Origin of the sequence: Streptomyces sp. MST-110588 (assembly GCF_022695595.1) — a bacterium.
Lineage (GTDB): Bacteria > Actinomycetota > Actinomycetes > Streptomycetales > Streptomycetaceae > Streptomyces.
In genome coordinates, this window is the sequence record NZ_CP074380.1 from 5,528,593 (window position 1) to 5,553,682 (window position 25,090).

Consider the following 25,090-nt stretch of genomic DNA (forward strand, 5'->3'; position numbering starts at 1 on the left):
CCCTGCGCCTCCGCGCCGTCTTCGCTCACCCGCTCCCCTCCCCCTCTCCAGGGGCTGCCCCCGCGCCGTACACGCGACTAGATTCGATCCATGGCGGAGACCGTGCGGGAAATCGAGCGGAAGTACGAAGCCACTGACGGGGCCGGGGTGCCCGACCTGACCGGCGTGACCAGCGTGACCGGCGTCGCGACCGTGACGGACGAGGGCACCGTGCACCTCGACGCCACCTACTACGACACGGTGGACCGGCGGCTCGCCGCCGACGGCAGCACCCTGCGGCGGCGCACCGGCGGCGCCGACGCGGGCTGGCACCTGAAACTGCCGGTGGCCCCCGGCGTACGGGACGAGGTGCGGGCACCGCTGACGGACACGCTGCCGCCGGAGCTGGCGGCGCTGGTCCGCTCCCGGGTCCGCGGCGGCGAGCTGGCGCCCGTCGTACGGCTGCGCACGCGGCGTACGGTCCGGGTGCTCAGGGACGCGCGGGGCACGCCGCTCGCCGAGGTCGCCATCGATGCCGTACGGGCGGAGCGGCTGGCCGGGGCGGACGGGGCCGCCGGGGCAGCCGCATCTGCTGGGTCCGACGGGCCTGCCGGAGGCAACGGGGCGGACGGGGCCGAAAGCACAGGCGGTGTGAATGGGGCGGTCGGCGCGTCCCGCCGAGGACGCCCGCACGCACGCTGGGTCGAGATCGAGGTCGAACTGACGGAGGGGGGCGACCCCCGGCTCCTGGACGCCATCGACACCGTCCTCACCGGCGCGGGGCTGCGCCCGGCCACCGCGGCGTCGAAACTCGCCCGGGCGCTGGCCGAGACGGCCCCGCGACCGCCCGACGGAACACCCCGAGAGCCCGGATCCGCCGAACTCGGATCCGCCGAGCCCGGGTCCGCCGAGCCCGCCTCCGGCAAGCGCGCACCCGCGAGCCGCCGCCGTCGACGCGCGGGGGCGGCGCCCCCCACCGCGGGCGACACCGTACTGATGTACGTACGCGACCAGGTGCGGGCGATCGTCGAGCTGGACCCGGCGGTACGGCGCGACCTGCCGGACTCGGTGCACCGCATGCGGGTCGCCACCCGCCGGCTGCGCAGCGCCTTCCGGTCCTACGGCACGCTGCTCGACCGTTGCGTCACCGACCCCATCGGCGACGAACTCAAATGGCTGGCGGGGGAGCTGGGAGCGGACCGGGACCGCGAGGTGCTCTGTGAACGGCTGCACGGGGCCCTGGGCGAACTCCCCCGGGAACTGCTGCTCGGCCCGGTGGAGGCCCGGCTGACCATCTGGTCCCGGCGCCGGCAACTGGGCTCCCGGTCCCGGCTGATCGAGGCACTGGACGGCGAGCGCCATCTGGCGCTGCTGGAGGAGCTGCACACCCTCCTGGAGGACCCGCCGCTGCGCCCGGCCGCCGCCCGGCCGCCGAAGAAGGTGCTGGCCAAAGCCGTACGCAAGGACTACCGGCGGCTGGCGCGGCGGATGGACGCCGTACGCCACGCCCCGCCCGGCCGGGAACGGGACGAGGCGCTGCACCGGGCCCGCAAGGCGGCCAAGCGCACGCGCTACGCGGCGGAGGCGGCCCGCCCGGCGCTGGGCGGCCCGGCGAAGAAGTTCGCCGGGCGCGCCAAACGGGTACAGCAGGTGCTGGGTGATCACCAGGACAGCGTGGTGGCGCGGGAGGCACTGCGTGAGCTGGCGACCCAGGCGCAGGCGGCCGGTGAGGGCGGCTTCGCCTTCGGGGTCCTGTACGGACGGGAGGAGGCGCGGGCGGCGGACCGGGAGCGGGAGCTGCCGGGGGTGTGGAAGAAGGTCTCCCGCCCCAAGCTGCGCGCCCGGCTCGGCCCGTAGCCGTCCGACCCGTAACCGTACGCGCGGTCGATCGTTGTATCGGTGTACGGCTGCATGGCTGACCGGCCCGCCCCGGCGGAGCCGGTCACCGAACCAGGGGGGGAAGAGATGACACGGCAGGTGCATGCCACGCGGGTGGCGCAGGGCGGCTGCGTTCGGGTGACCGGGCCCGGCCGGGCGCGGGTTACGCTTGAGAGTCGCCCCATGCCAGCTCACGAAGGTTCGAGATGTCTGCCGAGTCGGTCTTCCCACAGCTTGAGGCCCTGCTCCCGCATGTGCAGAAGCCCATCCAGTACGTCGGCGGTGAACTGAACTCCACCGTCAAGGACTGGGACTCCTGTGATGTCCGCTGGTCCCTGATGTACCCGGACGCGTACGAGGTCGGACTGCCCAACCAGGGCGTCATGATCCTCTACGAGGTGCTCAACGAGCAGGAGGGCGTGCTCGCCGAGCGTACGTACAGCGTCTGGCCGGACCTCGAAGCGCTGATGCGCGAGCACGGCGTGCCGCAGTTCACCGTCGACGCCCACCGCCCGGTCGGCGCCTTCGACGTGCTCGGCGTCTCCTTCTCCACCGAGCTGGGCTACACCAACCTGCTCACCGCCCTTGACCTCGCGGGCATCCCGATCGAGGCCAAGGACCGTACGGAGGACCACCCGCTGATCCTGGCGGGCGGCCACGCCGCCTTCAACCCCGAGCCGATCGCGGACTTCCTGGACTGCGCGGTCATCGGCGACGGCGAGCAGGCGGTCCTGGAGATCACCGAGATCATCCGCGCCTGGAAGAACGAGGGCCGGCCCGGTGGCCGCGACGAGCTGCTGTTCCGCCTCGCGAAGACCGGCAGCGTGTACGTCCCCAAGTTCTACGACGTCGAATACCTGGCCGACGGGCGCATCTCGCGCGTCGTCCCCAACCGCTCCGGCGTCCCGTGGCGGGTGTCCAAGCACACCGTCATGGACCTGGACGAGTGGCCCTACCCCAAGCAGCCGCTCGTCCCCCTGGCCGAGACCGTCCACGAACGGATGTCGGTCGAGATCTTCCGTGGCTGCACCCGCGGCTGCCGTTTCTGCCAGGCCGGCATGATCACGCGTCCCGTACGGGAGCGAAGCATCACCGGCATCGGCGAGATGGTGGACAAGGGTCTGAAGGCCACGGGATTCGAGGAGGTCGGCCTGCTGTCGCTGTCCTCCGCGGACCACACCGAGATCGGTGACATCGCCAAGGGACTCGCCGACCGGTACGAGGAAGACAAGATCGGTCTGTCGCTGCCGTCGACCCGGGTCGACGCCTTCAACATCGATCTTGCCAACGAGCTGACGCGCAACGGCCGCCGGTCCGGCCTGACCTTCGCGCCCGAGGGCGGCAGCGAACGCATCCGCAAGGTCATCAACAAGATGGTCTCGGAAGAGGACCTGATCCGTACGGTCTCCACCGCGTACGGCAACGGCTGGCGCCAGGTGAAGCTGTACTTCATGTGCGGCCTGCCGACCGAGACCGACGAGGACGTCCTCCAGATCGGCGACATGGCCGTCAACGTCATCGCCGAGGGCCGCAAGGTCTCCGGCCAGAACGACATCCGCTGCACCGTCTCCATCGGCGGCTTCGTCCCCAAGCCGCACACCCCCTTCCAGTGGGCGCCGCAGCTCAGCGCCGAGGAGACGGACGCCCGGCTGGAGAAGCTGCGCGACAAGATCCGCGGCGACAAGAAGTACGGCCGCTCCATCGGCTTCCGCTACCACGACGGCAAGCCCGGCATCGTCGAGGGCCTCCTCTCCCGCGGCGACCGCCGCGTGGGCGCCGTCATCCGCGCCGTCTACGAGGGCGGCGGACGCTTCGACGGCTGGCGCGAGCACTTCTCCTACGACCGCTGGATGAAGGCCGCCGAGGAGACCCTGCCCGCCTACGGCGTCGACGTCGCCTGGTACACCACGCGCGAACGCACCTACGAGGAAGTCCTGCCCTGGGACCACCTGGACTCCGGCCTGGACAAGGACTGGCTCTGGGAGGACTGGCAGGACGCCCTGGACGAAACCGAGGTCGAGGACTGCCGCTGGACCCCGTGCTTCGACTGCGGCGTCTGTCCTCAGATGGACACGTCCATCCAGATCGGCCCGACGGGCAAGAAGCTGCTGCCGCTGTCCGTCGTCAAGTAGCGGCCGGGCGTCCGGGGACGCCCACCGTACGCCGGGTCGGCCCGGCCACCGCCATGGTGCGGTGGCCGGGCCGATGTGCTGTGCGGACCGCCCGACCGGGCCGGTGGGGGTGCAACCACGGGGAACCGTGGGGCGTGAGCGGAAGTGGGTGGGGAGTCGGTGGATGGTTTGGGCGGGGGATGGGTTGGAACGGGGGAGCAGGGGTATGAGTGGGGCGCGCGGGGAGGTCCGGGTGGAGGACGGGGCGTACGCGGCGGGTGAGGGGTGCCTGGTCAGGGTGGTCCGCGTTCCGGTGCGGATCGTGGTGCTGGTGGTCGTGGTGCCGGTGCGTGTGGTGTGGGACGCGCTCGTGGGCTGCGGGAAGGGATTGGAGCGGGTGGTGCTGCGCCCTGTGGGGCGTGGGATCGGGTGGCTGTGGCGGACGCTGGTGGCGGCGCCCGCGCGTGCCATCGGTACGGGCCTGGGGTGGCTCGGACGGACGCTGGTGGTGGCGCCGCTGTCGTGGGTGTACCGCTCTCTGCTGACGCCGCTCGGTCGCGGGATCGCGTGGTGCCTGCGGGGGCTCGGCGCGGGAGCGGCCTGGCTGGGCAGGGCGCTGTTCGTGTGGCCGTGGGCCGCGCTGTGGCGGTATGTGATCGCGCCGGCCGGGCGGATGACGGGCGCGGGGCTGGCCTGGCTGTGGCGGCATCTGGTCGTGGTGCCGGCGGGGTGGCTGTACCGGTCGGTGCTGACGCCGGTGGGGCGGGGCATCGCGTGGGTGGCGCGGGGGACCGGGGCCGGGATCGCCTGGGTCGTGGCAGGGGTCGCGGGCGGGGCCGGGCTGCTTTTGCGGGGTGTCGGCGCGGTGCTGTTGTGGATCGTGCGCTGGACCGTGGTGGTGCCGGCCGTCGCGCTGTGGCGGTACGTGCTGCAGCCGGTGGGGCGCGCGGTGGTGGCCGCGGTGACCGTGGTCGCGCGCGAGGTCGGGGACGCGCTCGGGCACTGCTGGCGGGCGGCGGGGTTTGTCTCGCGTGCCGTCGGCCGGTTCCTGGGAGCCGTGCTGTACACCCTGCTCGTACGGCCCGCCCGGTGGGTCCACCGGACGGTGCTGACGCCGCTCGGCCACGCCGTACGCGACGGGCTGTGGCGTGTGGCGCGGCGGATCACGCGTGATGCGGCGGCGGCCGTGACGGGGGCGGTACGGGGCACCGGCCGGGCCATCCGGCAGGCGCTGACCGCCGTCCGGGACAGTGCCCGGCGCACCCGCGCGGACATCCGGCGGGCGCTGTTCGGCGCCCCGGAAAGAGCCGGGGCGGCCGGGACCGCCGGGGCCGCCGAGCGGGGCGAGCCCCTCCGGGAACCGGCCGGGCCACGGACACGTACTCTAGGTAGCAGTACGACCGCACTCACGAAGGACTGAGCGACACTGGGCAAGCGACAGCCCGAAGGCCCGCCGCCCGCACCCGCGGTGCAGCGCATCCGACTGCGCTACACCAAGCGAGGCCGCCTCCGGTTCACCAGCCACCGTGACTTCCAGCGCGCGTTCGAGCGAGCACTGCGCCGCGCCGAGGTCCCCATGGCCTACTCGGCGGGCTTCACCCCGCACCCCAAGGTGTCGTACGCCAACGCCGCACCGACGGGTACGGGCAGCGAGGCCGAGTACCTGGAGATCCAGCTCGCCGAGCGCCGCGACCCGGCCAGACTCCGCGAGCTGCTCGACGAGTCGCTCCCGGCGGGCCTGGACATCATCGACGCCGTCGAGGCGCACACCTCCGGCCTGGCCGACCGACTCCAGGCGTCGGTGTGGGAGATCCGGCTCGACGGGGTGGCGCCGAGCGCGGCGCAACGCGCCGTGGAAGCCTTCCTTGCCGCGGAAGAGGTGCAGGTCGAACGCCGTACGAAGAACGGCATCCGCACCTTCGACGCACGCGGCGCGGTGGCCCGCCTTGAGGCCGCCGGACCCCGGGGCGATAGGACCGGCGGCGATGCCTGTGCGATACTGCGGCTGGTTGTTCGGCATCTGACACCTGCCGTACGACCCGACGACGTCCTGTCCGGCCTCCGAGCTACGGCCGACCTGGCGCCGCCGGTCCCCGCAGCGGTGACCAGGCTGGCGCAGGGGCTGCTCGATGAGGAGACCGGCGCGGTGACCGACCCGCTCGCGCCCGACCGCGACGCCGCCACGGCCGCCACATCAACGGCCGCCGGCTGAGTGCCGCGATGAAGGTACCTCCCACACGCGGGGGAGCGCCGGACGGTACCGCGTAGGGACCGCCGTCGTCGCGTCGCCGATCGGCCAGGGAGCCACCCCGGTCCGGCGGACGCACTGACCAGGAGACTTTCGCCGGTCCCGGACACGGGCCCGGCGAGCGAGACGACAGCTCCCGTGCGGCGCCCGCGCCCCGGTGAGCGGAACCGCGCACATCACGCGGGCCGCGACCGGAACCAGGCGTGGCGCCCGGGAGCGTGACGGGAGAACCGCCCGCATGCTCGAACCCATTGAGCCCACAGAACCTGCCGCCCCTTCGGAGCAGCGCTCCGAAGGCGCCGGGGGGAACACCCCCAGCGACACCCTGCCGCCGCGCCGCCGGCGCCGTGCGGCCACCCGGCCCGCCGGCCCGCCGTCGGCCGCCGCCAGCGGGAGCGGTGACGCGGCGATGAACGGCACCCAGCCGACCGCCGCCGCACCTTCCACCGCCGCTGCCCCTGCCCCTTCCGCCGCTGCCGACGGGTCCCCGGCGGAGACCGGCGAGAGCGGCGCCACTGCCGAGACCGGTGCGACCGCAGCGCAGGCCGAGCCGGCCGCCCGTACGCGTCGCCGGGCGACCCGTAAGGCCACCGCTCCGGCGGGGGCGCCGCGGGTGAAGACCGACGAGGCGCCCGAGGCCGCCGAGCCGCAGCCCGCCGCGGAAGCCCCGGCCGTCGCCGAGCCGCGCGCCGAGGACGAGGCACCGGCCGCCGCGGAGGCGCCGCGCGGCCGTACCCGCCGTCGCGCCACCCGTAGGGCATCGGCCCCGGCGGGCGCCCCGGAGCAGGCCGCGCCGTCGCTCACGGCCGCTGACGACAACACGGCCGACGCCACCGACGCCACCGTCACCGACGCGGAGGAGGAGGCTGCCGAGGAAGCGGTCGCCGCTCCGGCCGAGGAGAGCAAGCCGGCCCGTACGCGCCGTCGCGCCACCCGTAAGGCCACCGCCCCGGCGGGCCCGCCGCAGACCGCGGCCGGCACGGCTGACACGGCCGGCCCGGCACCGCAGGCGCCGGCCGCCACCTCCGTCGCTTCCGAGGCCGCGTCCGCCGACGCACAGGAGGCTGCTGCCGAGGAGGCGGTCGCCGCTCCGGTCCAGGAGAGCAAGCCGGCCCGTACGCGCCGCCGTGCCACCCGTAAGGCCACCGCCCCGGCCGGTTCCCCGAAGGCCGCCGCCGAGGAGCCCGAGGACCGGTCCGCCCCGGCCGCCGCCGCTCCCGTGGAGCCCGCTGCCGTGGCCCCCGCCGAGGCGGGCACCGGCGAGCCGGACGCCGACGCGGCGCCGCGCCGCCGTACCCGCCGCCGTGCCGAGCGCGCCGCCGAACCCGTACGGCAGGACCACGCGGCCCAGGAGCCGCGGACCGCCGAGGAGCCCGCGCAGGAGACCACGGCGGCTCCGCAGGCCCCGGAAGCCCCGGCGGCCCCCGCGCGCGGCCGTCGCCGGGTGCAGAAGCCGCCGACCGCCGTCTTCCAGGCGCCGGTCTTCACCGAGCCGATGTTCCAGACGCCGGAGACCGCCGCCGCTGCCGCTGCCGCCGCCGCGCGCTCCGCGCAGGAGGAGGAAGAGGCTCCCGAGCAGGACGAGCAGCCCGTCTCCGGCAGTACTCGCCGTCGCCGCCGCCGTGCTCCGGCCGCGGTGGAGGCCGAGCAGGTGACCGCCGTCGAGCCCGCCGGCCGGCCGGTGGCCGCCGACGAGGAGACCGAGGAGGACACCGAGGCCGCCGAGGACGAGCACGGCGAGTTCGCCGACGCCGCCGAGGACGAGTCGGGCGACCGCCCCTCCCGTCGCCGCCGCCGCGGTGGCCGTCGCCGCCGCCGCGGTGAGTCCGCCGACGGCATGGACGAGCAGGGCGACCAGGAAGTCCAGGGCGCCGAGGAACCGTCCGGGGCGGAGGAGCCGGCCGAGGACCAGGACGCCGCGGAGCGCGTCGGGGCCGCACCCGTCGAGGAGGCCGAGGACCAGCAGGGCGGTGGCTCCAGCAGCAGCCGCCGTCGCCGTCGCCGCCGTCGCCGCAGCGGGGACGCGGTGGACCTGGAGACCGCTCAGGGCGATGACCCGGAGCGTACGGTCGTCAAGGTCCGTGAGCCCCGGGAACGCCGCGCCAAGGACACCGAGCCGTCCGACGAGGTGCAGTCGATCAAGGGTTCGACGCGCCTGGAGGCCAAGAAGCAGCGTCGCCGCGAGGGCCGCGAGCAGGGCCGCCGCCGGGTGCCGATCATCACCGAGGCGGAGTTCCTGGCGCGCCGCGAGGCCGTCGAGCGCGTGATGGTCGTCCGCCAGAACGGCGAGCGCACCCAGATCGGTGTCCTTGAGGACAACGTGCTCGTCGAGCACTACGTCAACAAGGAACAAGCGACCTCGTACGTAGGCAACGTTTACCTCGGCAAGGTTCAAAACGTCCTGCCGTCGATGGAGGCCGCTTTTGTCGACATCGGCAAGGGCCGCAACGCCGTCCTGTACGCGGGCGAGGTCAACTTCGAGGCACTGGGCATGGCCAACGGGCCGCGCCGTATCGAGACCGCGCTGAAGTCCGGCCAGTCCGTCCTGGTCCAGGTCACCAAGGACCCGATCGGCCACAAGGGCGCCCGGCTGACCAGCCAGGTCTCCCTCCCGGGCCGCTACCTGGTGTACGTGCCCGAGGGCTCGATGACCGGCATCAGCCGCAAGCTCCCGGACACCGAGCGGGCCCGGCTGAAGCAGATCCTCAAGAAGATCGTCCCCGAGGACGCGGGCGTCATCGTCCGTACGGCCGCGGAGGGCGCGAGCGAGGAGGAGCTGGCGCGCGACGTCACCCGGCTGCAGGCGCAGTGGGAGGAGATCCAGAAGAAGGCGAAGAGCGGCAACGCCCCGACCCTGCTGTACGGCGAGCCGGACATGACCGTCCGTGTCGTGCGTGACATCTTCAACGAGGACTTCTCCAAGGTCATCGTCAGCGGCGACCAGGCGTGGGAGACGATCCACGGATACGTCTCGCATGTCGCCCCCGACCTCACCGACCGCCTCCAGAGGTGGACCTCCGAGGTCGACGTCTTCGCGACGTACCGGATCGACGAGCAGCTCATGAAGGCGCTGGACCGCAAGGTCTGGCTGCCCAGCGGCGGTTCGCTGGTGATCGACAAGACCGAGGCCATGGTCGTGATCGACGTCAACACCGGCAAGTTCACCGGCCAGGGCGGCAACCTGGAGGAGACCGTCACCAGGAACAACCTGGAGGCGGCCGAGGAGATCGTGCGCCAACTGCGGCTGCGCGACCTCGGTGGCATCGTCGTCATCGACTTCATCGACATGGTCCTGGAGTCCAACCGCGACCTGGTGCTGCGGCGGATGCTGGAGTGCCTGGGCCGGGACCGTACGAAGCACCAGGTGGCCGAGGTCACCTCGCTGGGCCTGGTCCAGATGACCCGTAAGCGGGTCGGCCAGGGGCTGCTGGAGTCCTTCTCCGAGCCGTGTGTGCACTGCAACGGCCGCGGTGTCATCGTCCACATGGACCAGCCCTCTGCGGCCGGCGGTGGCGGCGGCAAGCGCAAGAAGAAGGGCAAGGGCACGGGGAACGGCGGTCAGCACGACCACCAGCACGCCGACCAGCACGAGCAGCAGGACCAGCACGAGCACCAGGAGCACCCGGGTGGGGAGGCGGCGTACGCCGAGGACCACACGGCGCAGGAACTGGAGCCCGCGCCGGTGACCGAGGCGGAGCTGCGGCCCGCGGTCGCGGACACCGACGAGTGGTTCGGCAGCCCGGCGGAGGCCGAGGCCGCCGCCACGGCCGGTGGTGCCCGGGGCAGGGGCCGCCGTCGCGCGAGCCGTAAGGTGTCCGCTCCGGCGGGCGCGCCCAAGGCCGCGCAGGAGGCCGCCGCGATCGTGCTGCCCTCCGGACCGGCCCGGGCGGCCGAGCCCGAGCCGCAGCCGGAAGCGGTCGTGGAACCGGCCGCGGAGCCGGTGGCGGCCGAGTCCGCGCCCGAGCCGGCGCCCGCCCGTCCGCGCCGCCGGGTGACCCGTAAGGCGACCGCTCCGGCGGGGCCGCCGCAGATCTCCGAGGAGGCCGCGCCGGCCGTCGGTACGGCTCCGGCCGCCGCGGAGAATGCCGCGCGGACCGGGTCCGAGGCTGCTTCCGAGGCCGCGGGCGAGCCCGTGGCGGAGGTGGTGACGACGGCCGGCTCCGCCGACGAGGCATCCGCCGGGAGCGCCGAGGCGGCTTTGGAGACCCCGGAGGCCGAGCCCGTGGCCAAGAAGACCGCGAAGAAGGCTGCGGCCAAGAAGACGGCCACGAAGAAGACGGCCGCCAAGAAGACCGCGGCGAAGAAGACCACGGCCAAGAAGACGGCGGCGAAGAAGACGACGACCCCCGCCGCCAAGAAGACGACCACCGCCAAGAAGGCGGCGGCCAAGAAGACCACCACGAAGAAGGCGACGACGAAGAAGGCGGCGGCCAAGAAGACCGCAGCCGCCGAGCAGAGCGCTTCGTCGGTGTCGGCTTCGACGGAGGACTGAGCGGCGGCGTGCCCCGGGCCACCGACGGCCCGGGGCACGGCCGTCCCCCGAACCGGTTCCGGCCGGTTCGCCCCCTGGACCGGCCGCGGCCGGTTCGCCCCCGGACCGGCCCGGAGCCGGTTTGACCCCCCGGTCAAGGCCCCGTAACCTTGACCGTCGGCGTCTGTAGTACGCCACACCACTGAGCAAACACCTCCCGGCCCGCCGGGAGAGGCCGCTCGTCCACTCGGATTCCACGGGCCCGCAAGAGCCTGTGAGAGCGGCTGGCATCAGAGGTCCCGTTTCTAGCGAGAGAGAGTTCCGCGTGTACGCGATCGTGCGCACCGGCGGCCGTCAGCAGAAGGTCGCTGTCGGTGACGTCATTGAGGTTGACCGCATTTCCACCAGCAAGGTCGGCGACTCCGTCGAGCTCTCCACGCTGCTGGTCGTCGACGGCGACTCGGTCACCAGCGACCCGTGGGTCCTGGCCGGCGTGAAGGTCCAGGCCGAGGTCGTGGACCACCACAAGGGCGACAAGATCCGCATCCAGAAGTACAAGAACAAGACCGGTTACAAGAAGCGGATCGGCCACCGTCAGTTGCACACCGCGCTGAAGATCACCGGCATCGACGCTCCGGCGAAGTAAGGGACTGAGGAGACATGGCACACAAGAAGGGCGCATCGTCCACTCGGAACGGTCGCGATTCCAACGCTCAGCGGCTCGGTGTGAAGCGCTTCGGCGGTCAGGCCGTCAACGCCGGTGAGATCCTGGTCCGCCAGCGCGGCACCCACTTCCACCCGGGCACGGGCGTCGGCCGCGGCGGCGACGACACCCTGTTCGCGCTGGCCGCGGGCGCGGTGCAGTTCGGCACCCACCGTGGTCGCAAGGTCGTGAACATCGTTCCGGTCGCTGAGTAATCAGCCCGGCCGGGCGATCGCCCCACCGCACCGCACCGTAGCCCGGCCGCACCGGGCGGCGGCCCGGTGAGAAGGGGCGGCAGTTCAGCAGCACCACTCCGAGGGCGGACCGCCTTTCTCGCTTCGTGCGGGAAGGCCGGTCCGCCTTCGGCGTGTTAGTACAGAGACATTCCCGTACGTATCTGGAGGCACCCACCATGACCACCTTCGTGGACCGCGTCGAGCTGCATGTCGCCGCGGGTAACGGAGGCCACGGCTGCGCCTCCGTACACCGTGAGAAGTTCAAGCCCCTGGGCGGTCCGGACGGCGGCAACGGCGGCCGTGGCGGCGATGTGATCCTGGTCGTCGACCAGGACGTCACCACGCTCCTGGACTACCACCACCACCCCACCGCAAGGCCACCAACGGCCAGCCGGGCGCGGGCGACAACCGCGAGGGCAAGAACGGCAAGGACCTGATCCTGCCGGTCCCGGACGGCACCGTCGTCATGAGCAAGAACGGGGAGGTGCTCGCCGACCTCGTCGGGCAGGGCACCACCTTCATCGCGGGCCAGGGCGGCCGTGGCGGCCTGGGCAACGCGGCGCTGGCCTCGGCCCGCCGCAAGGCCCCCGGCTTCGCGCTGCTGGGTGAGCCCGGCGAGACGCGCGACATCGTGCTGGAGCTGAAGACCGTCGCGGACGTCGCGCTGGTCGGCTACCCGAGCGCCGGCAAGTCCTCGCTGATCTCGGTGCTCTCGGCCGCCAAGCCGAAGATCGCCGACTACCCCTTCACGACCCTGGTCCCCAACCTCGGTGTCGTCACGGCCGGTTCGACCGTTTACACGATCGCCGACGTGCCCGGTCTGATTCCCGGCGCCAGCCAGGGCAAGGGCCTGGGCCTGGAGTTCCTGCGGCACGTCGAGCGCTGCGAGGTGCTCGTCCACGTCCTGGACACCGCGACCCTGGAGTCCGACCGCGACCCGGTCTCCGACCTGGACGTCATCGAGGCGGAGCTGGCCCAGTACGGCGGTCTGGAGGACCGGCCGCGGGTGGTCGTCCTGAACAAGATCGACATCCCGGACGGCCAGGACCTCGCCGACATGATCCGGCCCGACCTGGAGGAGCGCGGCTACCGCGTCTTCGAGGTCTCGGCCGTCTCCCGTACGGGCCTGAAGGAGCTGTCGTACGCGCTGGCGGACATCGTGGCCAAGGCCCGCGCCGCCAAGCCCGTACAGGAGGCCACCCGTATCGTCATCCGGCCCAAGGCCGTGGACGACGCGGGCTTCACGGTCACCCCGAGGGCGAGGACCTCTACCGCGTACGGGGCGAGAAGCCCGAGCGCTGGGTCCGCCAGACCGACTTCAACAACGACGAGGCCGTCGGCTACCTCGCCGACCGGCTCAACCGTCTGGGCGTGGAGGACGCGCTGCTCAAGCTGGGCGCGCGGGCCGGTGACGGCGTGGCGATCGGCCCCGAGGACGACGCGGTCGTCTTCGACTGGGAGCCGACGATGGCGGCGGGCGCGGAGATGCTGGGCCGGCGCGGCGAGGACCACCGTCTGGACGCGCTGCGGCCGGCCGTGCAGCGCCGCCGGGAGCGCGAGGCGGAGCGGGACGAGGCGGAGCAGGAGTTCCGGGGCTTCAGCCCGTTCTAGCGGGGCGCCGCTCACGGCGGGCGCCGGCCGTAGGCGTACGTACGGCGCCCGCACGGCCGACACGCCCGCACGGCCGACACGCCCGCACGGCCGACGCAGCGCAGTCCGTGGTCCGCCATCAACAGGCAGCAGTCAGCGGCTCGTGGCGCGTCGACAGCTCATACGTGCGGCGCCTCAACAGCTCATAGGGGAAACCCCGGGAGAGGAATCCCGGGGTTTTCCCCTATCCGGGTGAGCCGGGACCTCCGGCCGCCCCCGCGCCCCCGGCCGCCCCGGATGACCCGGCAGCCTCGGCGGATTCGGAGAACCCGGCGGCCCCGAAAGCCCCGGCGGTGGTCTGCGCCGCACCGACGTCCCTCTGGGAACGCTGGCCCGGAATCCCGTTGAGCCGGTTCTCCACCCGGGCGCGCCGCTCGTCGGCCTTGACGCACAGCGCCAGCGCGGCCCGCTGGAAGCGGACGGCCGACGGCGGTACGGACGGGCCCAGGAGGTGCTCCTTGAGCTCGGCGCGGGCCGCCGCGAACGTGTCCTTCTCCGGGTGGCGTACGGCCTCCAGCAGGCCGGTCACCCCCCGTGCCGCGGGCGTGAGGATCGTGGCGGCCCGCACGGTGGGGAAGTGCGCCCGGAAGTCCTCCTCGCTCATCCCCGAGGTGTTGACGACCGCGTACGGCTTCTCGCTGGAGAGGTAGTCCGACACCACGCTGGAGACATCGCTGATCAGCACGTCCGCCTGGTTGAAGCAGCCGAACACGCCGGGGCGGGCGGTGGTGACCACCCGGTGTTCCCACTCGGGGAAAGACGCCCAGTAGGCGTCCTCCCAGGCCGCCACCGCGGCGGCCACGGCCGCGGCACGGCCCGCCGGCGCAGTGCCCTGGAGCCGCATCCGCTCCACCTCGTCCGCGCTGCCGCGGAAGTCGGAGGTGGTCAGCCGGTCCAGTTCGGCGGTACGGCGCTCCAGCTCGGCCGTGGCTGCGGGACCCGGCAGCGCACCCCCGCTCACTGTTGGCCTGCGCGATCATCGCCTGGATCCGGGCGTCGGCGGCGCCCGCGCGCGGGTCCACGGTCCCGGTCATCGGGTGCGGCTTGTAGAGCAGCCGCACCCGGCGGTCGGCGAGCAGCTCGCGGACGATGTTCTCGCCGGCCAGGACGACCGAGGTGTTGCCCGGGTTCCCGTCCCAGCCCTCCCACGTCGGCGCGTACAGGACGGTGGTGTACCGGCCGAGCGGCGCGCCCTCGTACGGCCGGACCGGCGCGAGCTGGGGCCGCCCCACCTCGACGACGTCCTTGTCCTCCACGCCGATGTCGGCGAGCTGGTAACGGTCGCGCGCCGCGGGCCCGGCGACCCACACCTCGTCGTACGCCTTCGCGTACGGGTTGCAGGAGGAGAGCTTGTCGCTCTCGCCGTGGTTGATGAAGGCGTGCTTGATGGAGGGGACGCGCAGGATCTGGGAGGTCTTGCCGGAGTTGGCCGGGTGCAGCAGCACCTTCAGCGAGGAGCGCTCCAGGCGCAGGAGGTGGGCGACCTTGGGGATGCACAGCACCGGCACGTCCGTCGCCTCGACCTTTTGCACCATGAACCGCTCGCGCAGGATGACCACCGGCCTGCCGTCCAGGCCGGCGAGGGTGCTCAGCCACATGTTGGCCTGGTAGGCGGAGGCGGAGCCGCCGGAGAAGTACATGCCGATGGTGGGCCGGTAGGCGGCGAGCCAGGAGTCCAGCCACGTCAGCGCCGTACGCTCGTCGACGACGCGCTTATGAGGCAGCAGCCAGGTGGCGAGGCGGAGCGTGCCGCCGACGGCCAGGAGCAGCGAGAGCGCCACGCCCGCACCGCCCCAGTACGCGTCCGCGGTGAGCGCGGTGACCGTCAGGCCGGCGGTGCCGGGAAGCGAGAAGCACAGCAGGCGGTGGCCGGCCCGGCGGGAGAGGAGACGCGGCGGGGCGTTCGACAGGCACAGCGCCGAGACGTCGATGTTCCGGGTGACGAACGGGAGCGTACGGTTGCGGCGCACCACCACCGCGACCGCCTGGCACACGAAGTGGGCGCCGTAGAAGAACAGCAGCGCCACGGTCAGCGGTGCCTGCTCCGTGAGCGGGTCGATGCCGCCGATGTGCAGCAGGCCCACCAGGACGAGCAGGTCACGCAACAACTGGCGCACCGTGACGTCACAGCGGATCCTGCCGAGCGCGGAGAGCAGTCCTGGCCGCGCGTACTGCAGGACGAGGTCGAGAACCAGGTTGACCAGGGAGGCGGCGGCGAACAGCGGGACGACGGGCAGCAGGGCGCCGGCCAGTTGGGCGGTGAAGGCGACCAGCAGGGAGAGCGGGGCCACGAGCTGTACGGCTCGGCGTGGGGGGAATCCGGCTGATGGCACGGGGCGGGGCTCCTGGCAGCAGGACGGTCAGGTGGGGGCCGTGGGGGAGGGTGGCCGGGGCGCGCGCTGCGACGCCGCCCGGGCGGCGGAACGGGACCGGGGAGACCCGACCGTATGACCTTGCCGGCCTTGGTGACAATCTGCTGTGGCTCTCATCGCAGCGTAATTGGACCATTCGAGGGCAACCTGAGCGGCCCGTGGATCGTCCAACGAACTTACCCTCTTGCGCTTCCCGACCGGCTCAACCGCCCGGCACCCGGCGTTGCCCGTGGCGTCGTCCGTGGCCGCTGTCCGTGATGTCGTCCGAGGTGTTGTCCGTGGTGGCGTCCGGCGCCGGCGGTCGTGCGGGCCGCTGCCGTAGATTGCGTGAAAAAGACGCCGGGTGCGCGACCACCCGTACATTTGCTCTTACGGATCGCTCGTACGGACCGTGCGACCGTGCGCCCACGGCACGGAAGCCGGGCGGCGACACGACCGGGCGGCAGATCGCGCCAGCAGATCGCGCGAACAGATCGGGCGGTCAGAATTCGACGGCGGAACTCGCCGACGAACTCGACGACGGAAGTCGCGGACGAATACGACGACGGAAGTCGCGGACGAATTCGACAACGCAACGTGGCGAGGGAACTCGCCAACAGGACTCGGCACAGGGGTACACAGGTGGCAGGCGCAAGGCAGGACGTGACGAACGCCCGCAGGATCGTGGTCAAGGTCGGCTCGTCCTCGCTGACGACGGCGAGCGGCGGACTGGACGCGGACCGCGTGGACGCGCTGGTGGACGTGCTGGCCAAGCACCAGGACAAGGAGATCGTGCTGGTCTCCTCCGGAGCCATCGCGGCCGGGCTCGCCCCCCTCGGACTGGACCGGCGCCCCCGCGACCTGGCCCGGCAGCAGGCCGCCGCCAGCGTCGGCCAGGGACTGCTGGTCGCCCGCTACACCGCGTCCTTCGCGCGGTACGGGCGCCGGGTCGGGCAGGTGCTGCTGACCACGGACGACACCAGCCGCCGCGCCCACTACCGCAACGCCTTCCGCACGCTGGAGCAGTTGCTCGCCATGGGTGCCGTACCGGTCGTCAACGAGAACGACACCGTCGCCACCGACGAGATCCGCTTCGGCGACAACGACCGGCTCGCGGCGCTGGTCGCCCATCTCGTACGGGCCGACCTCCTCGTGCTGCTCTCGGACGTGGACGGGCTCTACGACGGCGACCCGGCCACCCCGGACACCTCGCGCATCACGCAGGTCGCCGGGCCGCAGGACCTGGAAGGGATCTCGATCGGCAGCGCGGGCCGGGCCGGGGTCGGCACCGGCGGCATGGTCACCAAGGTCGAAGCGGCCCGGATCGCCGCCGCGGCCGGCATCCCGGTCGTCCTGACCTCGGCCGTGCACGCCGCCGAGGCGCTGGCCGGCGGCCCCACCGGCACCCACTTCCTGCGTACCGGGCGCCGCTTCGCCGACCGGCTGCTGTGGCTGGCGCACGCCTCCACGCCGCGCGGCGCGCTCGTCCTGGACGACGGGGCGGTACGGGCCGTGGTCGAGCGGCACTCCTCACTGCTGCCGGCCGGGATCGCGGCGGTCGAGGGGGAATTCACCGCGGGCGACCCGGTCGAACTGCGGGACGCGCGGGGGCGCGCGGTGGCCCGCGGGCTGGTCAACTTCGACTCGCGCGAAATCCCTCGACTGATCGGCCGCTCGACCCGTGACCTCGCTCGTGAGCTGGGTCCGGCGTACGAGCGCGAGGTCGTGCACCGCGACGACCTGGCCGTACTGCACCAGTGACGGCCATGTGACGCCCATCTGACGACGATGTGACGGCCGTTGCGACCGGACCAGACGTAAGCGCGGGCCTCCCGGACGCGCGGGAGCCCGCCGGGACCGAGGCGTGGACACGGGACAGGCGCGGGGGCGACCGCGACGGACAGAAGGCTCCCAAGACCGGTCTTTCAACGGGGACCTTCTCGAAAACGCCCCCGCGACGGCCCGCGGACTGGTCAACTTTCTTCTGGGGGCGCCGGCAGGGGAGCGGCGACCCAGGCGCGTGAGAACGCGCGACACCCGGGAGAGACCGCACCCAATCGGCTCCGCCGCGCGCGAGCGGAGCGATACGCATAACAGGAGGCCGCCGGTGAGACGAGGGCGCCCAGGGGCGCTGCCCCGAGGGACGGCGGAGCGCGCACTGACCAGCGTCGGAACCGGCGAGAACGACGCCGGCGCCGAACGTGACCACGGCACGGAGCGGAACACGGCGGCACGGGAGCAGCCGACGACGGCCCGGCGGGAGGCCAGTCGGCTGTGGCACATCACTCTCAGCGTCTCGGGGGCCCAGGCGCCCGTGCAGGAGGTGCGGCGGGGGCTGGAACAGCTCGCCCACGACCACCCCTTCCTGCTGACCAGCCGCTACGCCAACGATCACGCCGAGATCCGCTACTGGGAGGAGGCGCGGGACCTGCACGACGCCGCGGCGGTCGCACTGCGCCTGTGGGGCGAGCACCGCTCGTCGGCGAGGCTCCCGCCCTGGGAGATCGTCGGCCTCGAAGTCATCGACCGGGAGACCTATCACCAGCGCATCGCGGAGGGCTACGGTCCGCCGCCGGCCTCACCGGTGGGCGTCCACCCGTACTGACGGCACGGCAGCCGTTATATGTGTGCCACGGTTCAGATCCCGGTGACGTCACGTGTCGATAAATACACGTGGCGTGCGTACGCCGGCGTCCGGTCGGTGAACGACTGTCGTCGGCAATGGAAGTCGACACGGATACGTATCGACAAACAGCCTTTACGGAAAGTGACGACGGTGACCTGGGCGACCGACAACCGCCCCACAGCGACGTCGCCGCCGTCGCACGTCACCCTCATATGGCCGCACGTCACCCTCATATGCACGTGGGGCACTGTCACTGACACCGTCACTGCCACCGTCACCGATGACCACGAGACGGCCGACGTCATCCACGCCAAGCGCCGTCATTCGCGCCGCACGGGCGCCGTCCCGTCCCGCGGAGTGGAATCCGCCAGGGCCACGGTCACCCGTCGGGCTAGGCTGCGCCCATGACCAGCAGCGCCGCCACTCCGCAGTCCGACACCCCGCAGTCCACGCCCGTCCTCGACACGGCCCGCCGCGCCAAGGAGGCCGCGGCCGTCCTGGCCCCGCAGCCGCGGACGGCCCGTGACGGCGCGCTGCTCGCCATCGCCGACGCCCTGGTGGCCCGTACGGAGGAGATCGTCGCCGCCAACGAGGGGGACGTCGCCAAGGCACGCGCCGCGGGAACCCCCGAGTCGGTCGTGGACCGGCTCACGCTGACCCCGGAGCGGATCGTGGCGATCGCCGCGGACGTACGTGACGTGGTCGCGCTGCCGGACCCGCTGGGCGAGGTCGTGCGCGGCTCGACCCTGCCCAACGGTCTGGACCTGCGACAGGTCCGTGTCCCGCTCGGCGTCGTCGGCATCATCTACGAGGCGCGCCCCAATGTGACGGTCGACGCCGCGGCGCTGTGCCTGAAGTCGGGCAACGCCGTGCTGCTGCGCGGCTCCTCCTCCGCGTACGCCTCCAACAGCGCGCTGGTGGAGGTCCTGCGGGACGCCGTCGCCTCGGCCGGGCTGCCCGCCGATGTCGTTCAGTTGGTGCCCGGTGAGAGCCGCGATTCCGTACGCGAGCTGATGAGGGCGCGCGGACTGGTCGACGTGCTGATCCCGCGCGGCGGTGCCTCCCTGATCCGTACGGTCGTCCACGAGTCGGTCGTCCCGGTGATCGAGACCGGCACGGGAAACTGCCATGTGTACGTGGACGAGGCCGCCGACATCGACATGGCCGTCGACATCCTGGTCAACTCCAAGGCGCAGCGGCCGAGCGTGTGCAACGCCGCCGAGACGGTCCTGGTGCACGCGGGCATCGCGGACGCCTTCCTGCCGCGCGCACTGGCCGCCCTGACGGGGGCCGGGGTGGTGGTCCACGGTGACGAGACCTGGCAGCAGGCCGGTCCCGGCCTGGTGGCGCCCGCCACGGACGAGGACTGGGCGACGGAGTACCTCTCGTACGACATCGCGGCGGCCGTGGTGCCCGACCTGGACGCGGCGGTGGCGCACATCCGGCGCTGGAGTTCGGGTCACACCGAGGCCATCGTCACCACCTCGCAGGCCGCGGCCCGCCGCTTCACCCAGCTCGTGGACTCCACGACCGTCGCCGTCAACGCCTCGACCCGCTTCACCGACGGCGGCCAGTTCGGCTTCGGGGCCGAGATCGGCATCTCCACCCAGAAGCTGCACGCCCGCGGCCCGATGGGCCTGCCCGAGCTGACGTCCACGAAGTACATCCTCACCGGCGACGGCCACACCCGCTGACCCGGCGCACCGGCCGTCGGCCGGGCTGCGGCGGGTGCTCCGTACCGGGCACCGTACCGAGCGCTCCGTGCTGGGCGCGCCCGCCGGCGCAGCGTCCCGCCCGGCGGGGCGTACCCAGTGGTCCGGTACGAGCCGCAGGCGGCGCGCGTGGAGTTCCGCGCGCCGCGCGCCGACCGTGGGATTCCCTTACTCCCTGCCCAAATCCGGCCGCCACGGTTAACCTGGACCCGTGCCGGACGACGTGGGGGGCAAGCCGTTCCCGGACGGTCAGGAGCCCGACGAGCACGACCAGGGGAGCCACGGGGAAGCGGACGTGGGTCCCTCCTCTCCGCTGGACCGCGCTTCCTCCATGGACCGCGCCTCGCCCGTGGACCGCGTCGAGGACGTGTTCGCCTCCGTGGTCTTCGACGAGGACTTCGTACGGGCCGCGCCGGTCCATGAACCGACCGCCGTGGAACGGATGCTGGCGGCGGCCCAGGCCCGTGCCGAGGCCGAGGCGGCCCGCTCCCGGTCCGGCTACGGCCCGGACGCCAAGGAGCCCGAGGACACGGACGGCCCCGACGACCTGGCCCGCCACGCTTTCGGTCCGGTCCCCGACGAATTGCGCGGAGTGGGGCCCGGCGAGGAGTACGAGCAGTACCGGGAGTACGGCGTACACAGCCCGTACGGCCTGTACGGCGGGGCCCTGCGCCCGTACCGCGGCGGTCCGCGCTGGCACCGCCCGGTCGCCTGGGTGCTCGCCGTCCTGATGGGCATCGGACTGGTCGCCCTCGCCTTCGCCGCCGTCTACCGGGGAACCTCGGGCCGGACGCAGAGCCCGGCGCCGCCGCCCTCGACCAGTGGGGTCGACGGGGCGCGAACCGTGCACCCCGGCGCGCTGCCCTCGGTGTCGGCCGACTCCCACCCGCCGGCCGCCTCCGCCGTACCGCGGGTGAACTGAGCAGGCAGGGGCGAAGGGGGAGAAGGCGAACGGGGAGGAAAGAGAGGAAAAGCGGGCGGCTGCCGCGGGGGCTCACCGGGCGGTCCGGGGCGACGGCGTACAGGCGCTCACGCGGGGCGCGTTCGCCCTGCTCACGCGAGCCCGGAACTGATGTACGCAAAGGCCGGACGCCCTCCGGCAGATCGGCGAAAGTTGACGTGTACCAGGGCGTTTACCTACGCCTCCGCAGACCTACTCTTGTTGTATGGCCGGGCCTGGTGACCCTCCCGAAGGGACCCCCGAGGGCGCCGCGGGAGGCGGAGAGGACGAATACCGCTCCATCGTTTTCGATGAATCGTTCGTCCGGGCTGCACGCCTTCAGGAGTACTCCGCGCGCGAGCGGATGGGCGACCACGCGCGCGCCGTACGCACCCGGCACACCTGGCCCCGCGCCGGCGGACCGCGGCAGGCGTTACTGCTCGTCCTGCTGATAGCCCTGGCCTTCGGCACCGCCATCTACATGGGCGTACGACACCCCTACAAGACACCCGAGCCGGTCCGGGCAGAGCCGCTGCGCACCACGGTCCTGCCGCTCGCGCCGACCGGCGCGGTGCCCGGCGCCACGCCGGGCGACCTGTTCGCGCACAGCCCGGCCGCGGAGTTCCGCGTAGGGGCGGCCGGCATCAACCTGCCCGCCGCCGAGCGCACCGACCACTTCTCCGACGGCCAGATCATCACCGCCCTGACCATCGCCAAGGACTACATCGTCCGCTCGTCCATCGACCCGGCCACGCTGACGCACGGATCCGTGCGGCCCGTACGGCTGCTGCTCAATACCAGCCAACTCGACCAGTTCGACCGGAGCATCGCGCACCCCGCCGACGACGGGCGGCACGCGGCGACCGGCTGGCTGGTCCGTTTCGACCCGGCGCGGACCGAACTCGCGGACCCGGGCGTCCGCGTCAACGGCGTCCTGGGCGTCACCGAGACGACCTCCAACACCCTGGAGGTCACCGCCGATTACACCTTCGTCTACGCCGTACGAGCCGTCACCGGCGCCGCCGCCCACCGCGACCGGGGACCAGCCGACCAGGGCACGGCCGGCAACCACGCCGCCGACAAGAGCGCCACCGGCGACCACACGACTGACAAGAACACGACCGGCAAGCACGCGTCCGATCAGAACGCATCCGGTGACCACGCCGACAGCACAGCAGCACCCGGTACGGCCGTACGCGCGGGGGAGCAGCGCGCGCAGAAGCCCGGCGTCGCCTCGCTGTTCACCGTACGACGCGAGCTGCGCTTCCGGATCGGGCGGGACGACCTGAGCGATCACCGCCTGGAGGTGCTGCAGAGCAACCTCCAGGCGGGTCCGCTGGCGTGCTCCTCCGAGCCGGCCGACGAACTGCGTCCCCTGCTCGCCGGGCAGCGCGCCGGTGACGCCCGGCCCGCCGGCACCGACCCGTACGCCCGAGGCCGTACGAACACCGCGCTCTGCGGCGAACTGGCCGCTACCGCCCAGCCGACCCCGGCCCGTCCGGCCCGTTAGAACCGTTCGCGCCACCGGATCCCGCGGATCCGCCCGAACCACCGGAACCGCCGCGGAAGACCGTGTCACGCAGCTTGCTGCCCAGGTCACCGGCGCCGCCGGCTATGTCGCGCACCAGACCCATCAGCGGATCCTTGCTGTTGCGCACCGACTCGGCGTAATGCGCGGCGGACTCCCGGAAGGAGTCGGACACCGAGGCGTCCTTGTCCTCCTCACGGCGCGGGTAGTGACCGTCCATGATGCGCTGGTAGTCGCGGCCGGCCGCCCACTTCTTCAGCTCGGCCGCCCGCACGGTGGTGAACGGGTGGCTGCGCGGCAGCACGTTGAGGATCTTCAGGACCGAGTCGCGCAGGTCACCGCCCGCCTCGTACTCCTCGGCCTGCTTGAGGAAGGCGTCCACGTTCATCTCATGGAGGTGGTTGCCGCCGGCCAGCTTCATCAGGCCGCGCATGGAGGCCCGCAGGTCCTGCCCCACCAGAAGACCGGCGCGGTCCGCGGACAGCTCCGACTTGCGGAACCACTCACGCAGCGCCGTCACTATCGCCATGATCGCCACGTTGCCGAGCGGGATCCAGGCGACCTTGAGTGCGAGGTTCGTCAGGAAGAGCAGGATCGTGCGGTAGACGGCGTGCCCGGACAGGGCGTGCCCGACCTCGTGGCCGATGACCGCGCGCATCTCCTCCTCGTCGAGCAGCTCGACCAGACCGGTGGACAGGACGATGACCGGCTCGTCCAGACCGATGCACATCGCGTTGGGCTGCGGGTCCTGATTGACGTACATCGGCGGGACCTTCTCCAGGTCCAGGATGTAACAGGCGTCCCGCAGCATGTCGTTCAGATGCGCGAACTGCTGGTCGCTGACCCGGACCGAGTCCGAGAGGAACAGCAGTCGCAGGCTGCGCTCCGGCAACAAGCCGCTGAGCGCCTTGAAGACGGTGTCGAACCCGCTCAGCTTGCGCAGCGCGACCAGCGCGGAGCGGTCCGCCGGGTGTTCATAGGCACGGGATGAGATCCCGGGGAACCGCCTGCGGTCCCGGCTCGGTACGCGCTCGCTGCCGCCTGGGCTCTCCGTCATTGGGGCCTCCCCCTGCTCGATGCGTCTGTTCAGACTAGAGGACGCCACTGACAGGCGTTTGGATGCCCGGGCGTACGCTGGCGAGCGCATCAATGCCCGTACATGCCCGCACAAAGGGAGCACGACAGCCATGCTGAACACGAGTGTGCTGCTCGCCGCCGCGGCGGCCCAGACCTCGAAGGACGACGGCCCGGGGTGGCTCCTGCGCACCGTCATCGTCGTCGGCGTACTGGGGGCGGTCCTCCTGGCCTGGGTGCTTCTGCGGGGTTACGGCCATCAGGGCGGTGACGGGAACGAGCCGCGCAGCGGGAACCGGGCCAAGGGACAGGGGCCCGGCACAGGCTCCGGCACGGTTCAGGGATCCGGCGCCGCCAAGGGCCCGGGCACCACGAAGAGCTCAGGCACCACGAAGGGCCCGGGCACCGGCAAGGGCAGCGCCCCGGGCGGCCGTGAGGACGGGAACGGGGACGGCGGCACCAACTGATCCGGCCCCGTCCGGCGGGCCGAACCGGCCCGATCGTCTCCGATCAGGCTGCCGGCCGGTGCGTGCTGGAGGCGGGTGACGCCTGCTCCGGACGGCCCGCACCGCCCTCGCACGGACGGCCCGCACCGCCCTCGCACGGCCGTGCGCCGCACCCGTGGAGCGGAGTCGGCGTGATGTCCGCACCGGCTCGCGCTTACGATGTGGCGGAAGTCTCTGCCACCCCATCCCGGATTGGTCCTGCCGACGATGAGCCTGAACAGCACCGCACAGTCCCTGGTCGCCCTCGCCGAAGGCGGGAATGAGGGCGGCGGGCACGCCAGCCTCAGCCCCTTCGTGACGGGCGGCGGCGCCCTGATCGCCCTGCTCCTCCTGCTCTGGATCGTCACCCGCTTCAACCGGGACCGCTGAGGACGGACACCGGGCGCCCGGTGGTACGCGGCGCCCAGTAGGGTCTGCACGCATGGGAGAGCAGACGGAGCCCGTGAAGCGGCGGCTCGGAGTGATGGGCGGAACCTTCGACCCGATCCATCACGGACACCTGGTCGCCGCCAGCGAGGTGGCCAGCCAGTTCCATCTCGACGAGGTCGTCTTCGTACCCACGGGACAGCCCTGGCAGAAGAGCCACAAGAAGGTGTCCCCAGCCGAGGACCGGTACCTGATGACGGTCATCGCGACCGCGTCCAACCCCCAGTTCTCCGTCAGCCGGATCGACATCGACCGTGGCGGCAACACCTACACGATCGACACCCTCAGAGAACTGCGCGCCCTGAACCGCGACACGGATCTCTTCTTCATCACCGGTGCCGACGCGCTCAGCCAGATCCTGACGTGGCACGACGCCGAGGAACTGGTCTCCCTCGCCCACTTCATCGGAGTGACCCGGCCCGGACACGACCTCGCCGATCCCGGGCTCCCCGAAGGCGGGGTGTCCCTGATCGAGGTGCCCGCGCTGGCCATCTCCTCGTCCGACTGCCGCGCGCGCGTCGCCCAGGGGGAGCCGGTGTGGTACCTGGTGCCTGACGGTGTCGTGCGCTACATCGACAAGCGTGAGCTGTACCGCGAGGACCGCGCCGACCAACACCACCGTGGTGACCGCTGACGACGGCCGTCGCCGGC

16 protein-coding genes and 2 pseudogenes are annotated in these 25,090 nt (G+C 72.5%); 16 read left to right on the forward strand and 2 right to left on the reverse strand.

Annotated elements, in window-relative coordinates:
• Window positions 1-90: 90 nt before the first annotated feature.
• The 8 genes and pseudogenes from KGS77_RS24120 (at window position 91) to obgE (ending at window position 13,237) form a co-directional block, all read left to right on the forward strand.
• Window positions 91-1,836, forward strand: coding sequence for a CYTH and CHAD domain-containing protein (locus KGS77_RS24120; RefSeq protein ID WP_242585067.1), 1,746 nt, complete (start codon window positions 91-93; stop codon window positions 1,834-1,836).
• Window positions 1,837-2,063: 227 nt separating this feature from the next.
• Window positions 2,064-3,989: a TIGR03960 family B12-binding radical SAM protein gene (locus KGS77_RS24125; RefSeq protein ID WP_242585068.1), complete on the forward strand. Its 1,926-nt coding sequence runs from the start codon at window positions 2,064-2,066 to the stop codon at window positions 3,987-3,989.
• 205 nt (window positions 3,990-4,194) lie between these two features.
• Window positions 4,195-5,388, forward strand: coding sequence for a hypothetical protein (locus KGS77_RS24130; protein WP_242585069.1), 1,194 nt, complete (start codon window positions 4,195-4,197; stop codon window positions 5,386-5,388).
• A gap of 48 nt (window positions 5,389-5,436) precedes the next feature.
• Window positions 5,437-6,180: a TIGR03936 family radical SAM-associated protein gene (locus KGS77_RS24135; RefSeq protein WP_242585070.1), complete on the forward strand. Its 744-nt coding sequence runs from the start codon at window positions 5,437-5,439 to the stop codon at window positions 6,178-6,180.
• Between the two features lie 274 nt (window positions 6,181-6,454).
• Entirely contained in the window at window positions 6,455-10,708 is a 4,254-nt protein-coding gene (locus KGS77_RS24140; protein ID WP_242585071.1) for an Rne/Rng family ribonuclease, read from the forward strand.
• Between the two features lie 304 nt (window positions 10,709-11,012).
• Window positions 11,013-11,333, forward strand: coding sequence for a 50S ribosomal protein L21 (gene rplU / locus KGS77_RS24145; RefSeq protein WP_242585072.1), 321 nt, complete (start codon window positions 11,013-11,015; stop codon window positions 11,331-11,333).
• A 14-nt stretch (window positions 11,334-11,347) separates the two neighbouring features.
• The gene (rpmA, locus tag KGS77_RS24150; RefSeq protein WP_009717948.1) at window positions 11,348-11,605 is read left to right on the forward strand and encodes a 50S ribosomal protein L27; all 258 of its coding nucleotides are present in this window, start codon (window positions 11,348-11,350) and stop codon (window positions 11,603-11,605) included.
• A 197-nt stretch (window positions 11,606-11,802) separates the two neighbouring features.
• Window positions 11,803-13,237 (forward strand): annotated as a pseudogene (obgE, locus tag KGS77_RS24155) (GTPase ObgE).
• A 223-nt stretch (window positions 13,238-13,460) separates the two neighbouring features.
• Here obgE and KGS77_RS24160 read toward each other — a convergent pair.
• A pseudogene (locus tag KGS77_RS24160) lies at window positions 13,461-15,609 on the reverse strand (hypothetical protein).
• 681 nt (window positions 15,610-16,290) lie between these two features.
• On the opposite strand from KGS77_RS24160, the gene proB reads away from it, so the two are divergent.
• The 5 genes from proB to KGS77_RS24185 all read left to right on the forward strand — a co-directional run bounded on the left by proB (window position 16,291) and on the right by KGS77_RS24185 (window position 22,415).
• Window positions 16,291-17,388, forward strand: coding sequence for a glutamate 5-kinase (gene proB / locus KGS77_RS24165; RefSeq protein ID WP_242587655.1), 1,098 nt, complete (start codon window positions 16,291-16,293; stop codon window positions 17,386-17,388).
• Between the two features lie 346 nt (window positions 17,389-17,734).
• A complete protein-coding gene (locus KGS77_RS24170) occupies window positions 17,735-18,232 on the forward strand; it encodes a hypothetical protein (protein ID WP_242585073.1) in 498 nt (165 codons plus the stop codon).
• Window positions 18,233-18,657: 425 nt separating this feature from the next.
• Window positions 18,658-19,947, forward strand: coding sequence for a glutamate-5-semialdehyde dehydrogenase (locus tag KGS77_RS24175; RefSeq protein ID WP_242585074.1), 1,290 nt, complete (start codon window positions 18,658-18,660; stop codon window positions 19,945-19,947).
• A gap of 229 nt (window positions 19,948-20,176) precedes the next feature.
• Entirely contained in the window at window positions 20,177-20,887 is a 711-nt protein-coding gene (locus KGS77_RS24180; RefSeq protein WP_242585075.1) for a hypothetical protein, read from the forward strand.
• Window positions 20,888-21,131: 244 nt separating this feature from the next.
• Window positions 21,132-22,415, forward strand: coding sequence for a hypothetical protein (locus tag KGS77_RS24185; RefSeq protein ID WP_242585076.1), 1,284 nt, complete (start codon window positions 21,132-21,134; stop codon window positions 22,413-22,415).
• Here the strand turns inward: KGS77_RS24185 and KGS77_RS24190 are convergent.
• Window positions 22,378-23,490: a M48 family metallopeptidase gene (locus tag KGS77_RS24190; protein ID WP_242585077.1), complete on the reverse strand. Its 1,113-nt coding sequence runs from the start codon at window positions 23,488-23,490 to the stop codon at window positions 22,378-22,380. The two genes, KGS77_RS24185 and KGS77_RS24190, sit on opposite strands and share 38 nt — an antisense overlap.
• A gap of 130 nt (window positions 23,491-23,620) precedes the next feature.
• Between KGS77_RS24190 and KGS77_RS24195 the strand changes: the two genes are divergently transcribed.
• The 3 genes from KGS77_RS24195 to nadD all read left to right on the forward strand — a co-directional run bounded on the left by KGS77_RS24195 (window position 23,621) and on the right by nadD (window position 25,073).
• Window positions 23,621-23,974, forward strand: coding sequence for a hypothetical protein (locus KGS77_RS24195; protein ID WP_242585078.1), 354 nt, complete (start codon window positions 23,621-23,623; stop codon window positions 23,972-23,974).
• A 246-nt stretch (window positions 23,975-24,220) separates the two neighbouring features.
• Window positions 24,221-24,382: a hypothetical protein gene (locus KGS77_RS24200; protein ID WP_242585079.1), complete on the forward strand. Its 162-nt coding sequence runs from the start codon at window positions 24,221-24,223 to the stop codon at window positions 24,380-24,382.
• A 52-nt stretch (window positions 24,383-24,434) separates the two neighbouring features.
• Window positions 24,435-25,073, forward strand: a complete 639-nt coding sequence (gene nadD, locus KGS77_RS24205) for a nicotinate-nucleotide adenylyltransferase (RefSeq protein ID WP_242585080.1) — start codon at window positions 24,435-24,437, stop codon at window positions 25,071-25,073.
• Window positions 25,074-25,090: the final 17 nt, after the last annotated feature.

What these genes read in the sequence shown, in the direction of transcription:
- KGS77_RS24120 (WP_242585067.1), top strand. Translation starts at nt 91, where the DNA reads ATGGCGGAGACCGTGCGGGAAATCGAGCGGAAGTACGAAGCCACTGAC.
- KGS77_RS24195 (WP_242585078.1), top strand. Translation starts at nt 23,621, where the DNA reads ATGCTGAACACGAGTGTGCTGCTCGCCGCCGCGGCGGCCCAGACCTCG.
- KGS77_RS24140 (WP_242585071.1), top strand. Translation starts at nt 6,455, where the DNA reads ATGCTCGAACCCATTGAGCCCACAGAACCTGCCGCCCCTTCGGAGCAG.
- KGS77_RS24200 (WP_242585079.1), top strand. Translation starts at nt 24,221, where the DNA reads ATGAGCCTGAACAGCACCGCACAGTCCCTGGTCGCCCTCGCCGAAGGC.
- KGS77_RS24175 (WP_242585074.1), top strand. Translation starts at nt 18,658, where the DNA reads ATGACCAGCAGCGCCGCCACTCCGCAGTCCGACACCCCGCAGTCCACG.
- KGS77_RS24125 (WP_242585068.1), top strand. Translation starts at nt 2,064, where the DNA reads ATGTCTGCCGAGTCGGTCTTCCCACAGCTTGAGGCCCTGCTCCCGCAT.
- KGS77_RS24130 (WP_242585069.1), top strand. Translation starts at nt 4,195, where the DNA reads ATGAGTGGGGCGCGCGGGGAGGTCCGGGTGGAGGACGGGGCGTACGCG.
- rpmA (WP_009717948.1), top strand. Translation starts at nt 11,348, where the DNA reads ATGGCACACAAGAAGGGCGCATCGTCCACTCGGAACGGTCGCGATTCC.
- nadD (WP_242585080.1), top strand. Translation starts at nt 24,435, where the DNA reads ATGGGAGAGCAGACGGAGCCCGTGAAGCGGCGGCTCGGAGTGATGGGC.
- KGS77_RS24190 (WP_242585077.1), bottom strand. Translation starts at nt 23,490, where the DNA reads ATGACGGAGAGCCCAGGCGGCAGCGAGCGCGTACCGAGCCGGGACCGC.
- KGS77_RS24185 (WP_242585076.1), top strand. Translation starts at nt 21,132, where the DNA reads ATGGCCGGGCCTGGTGACCCTCCCGAAGGGACCCCCGAGGGCGCCGCG.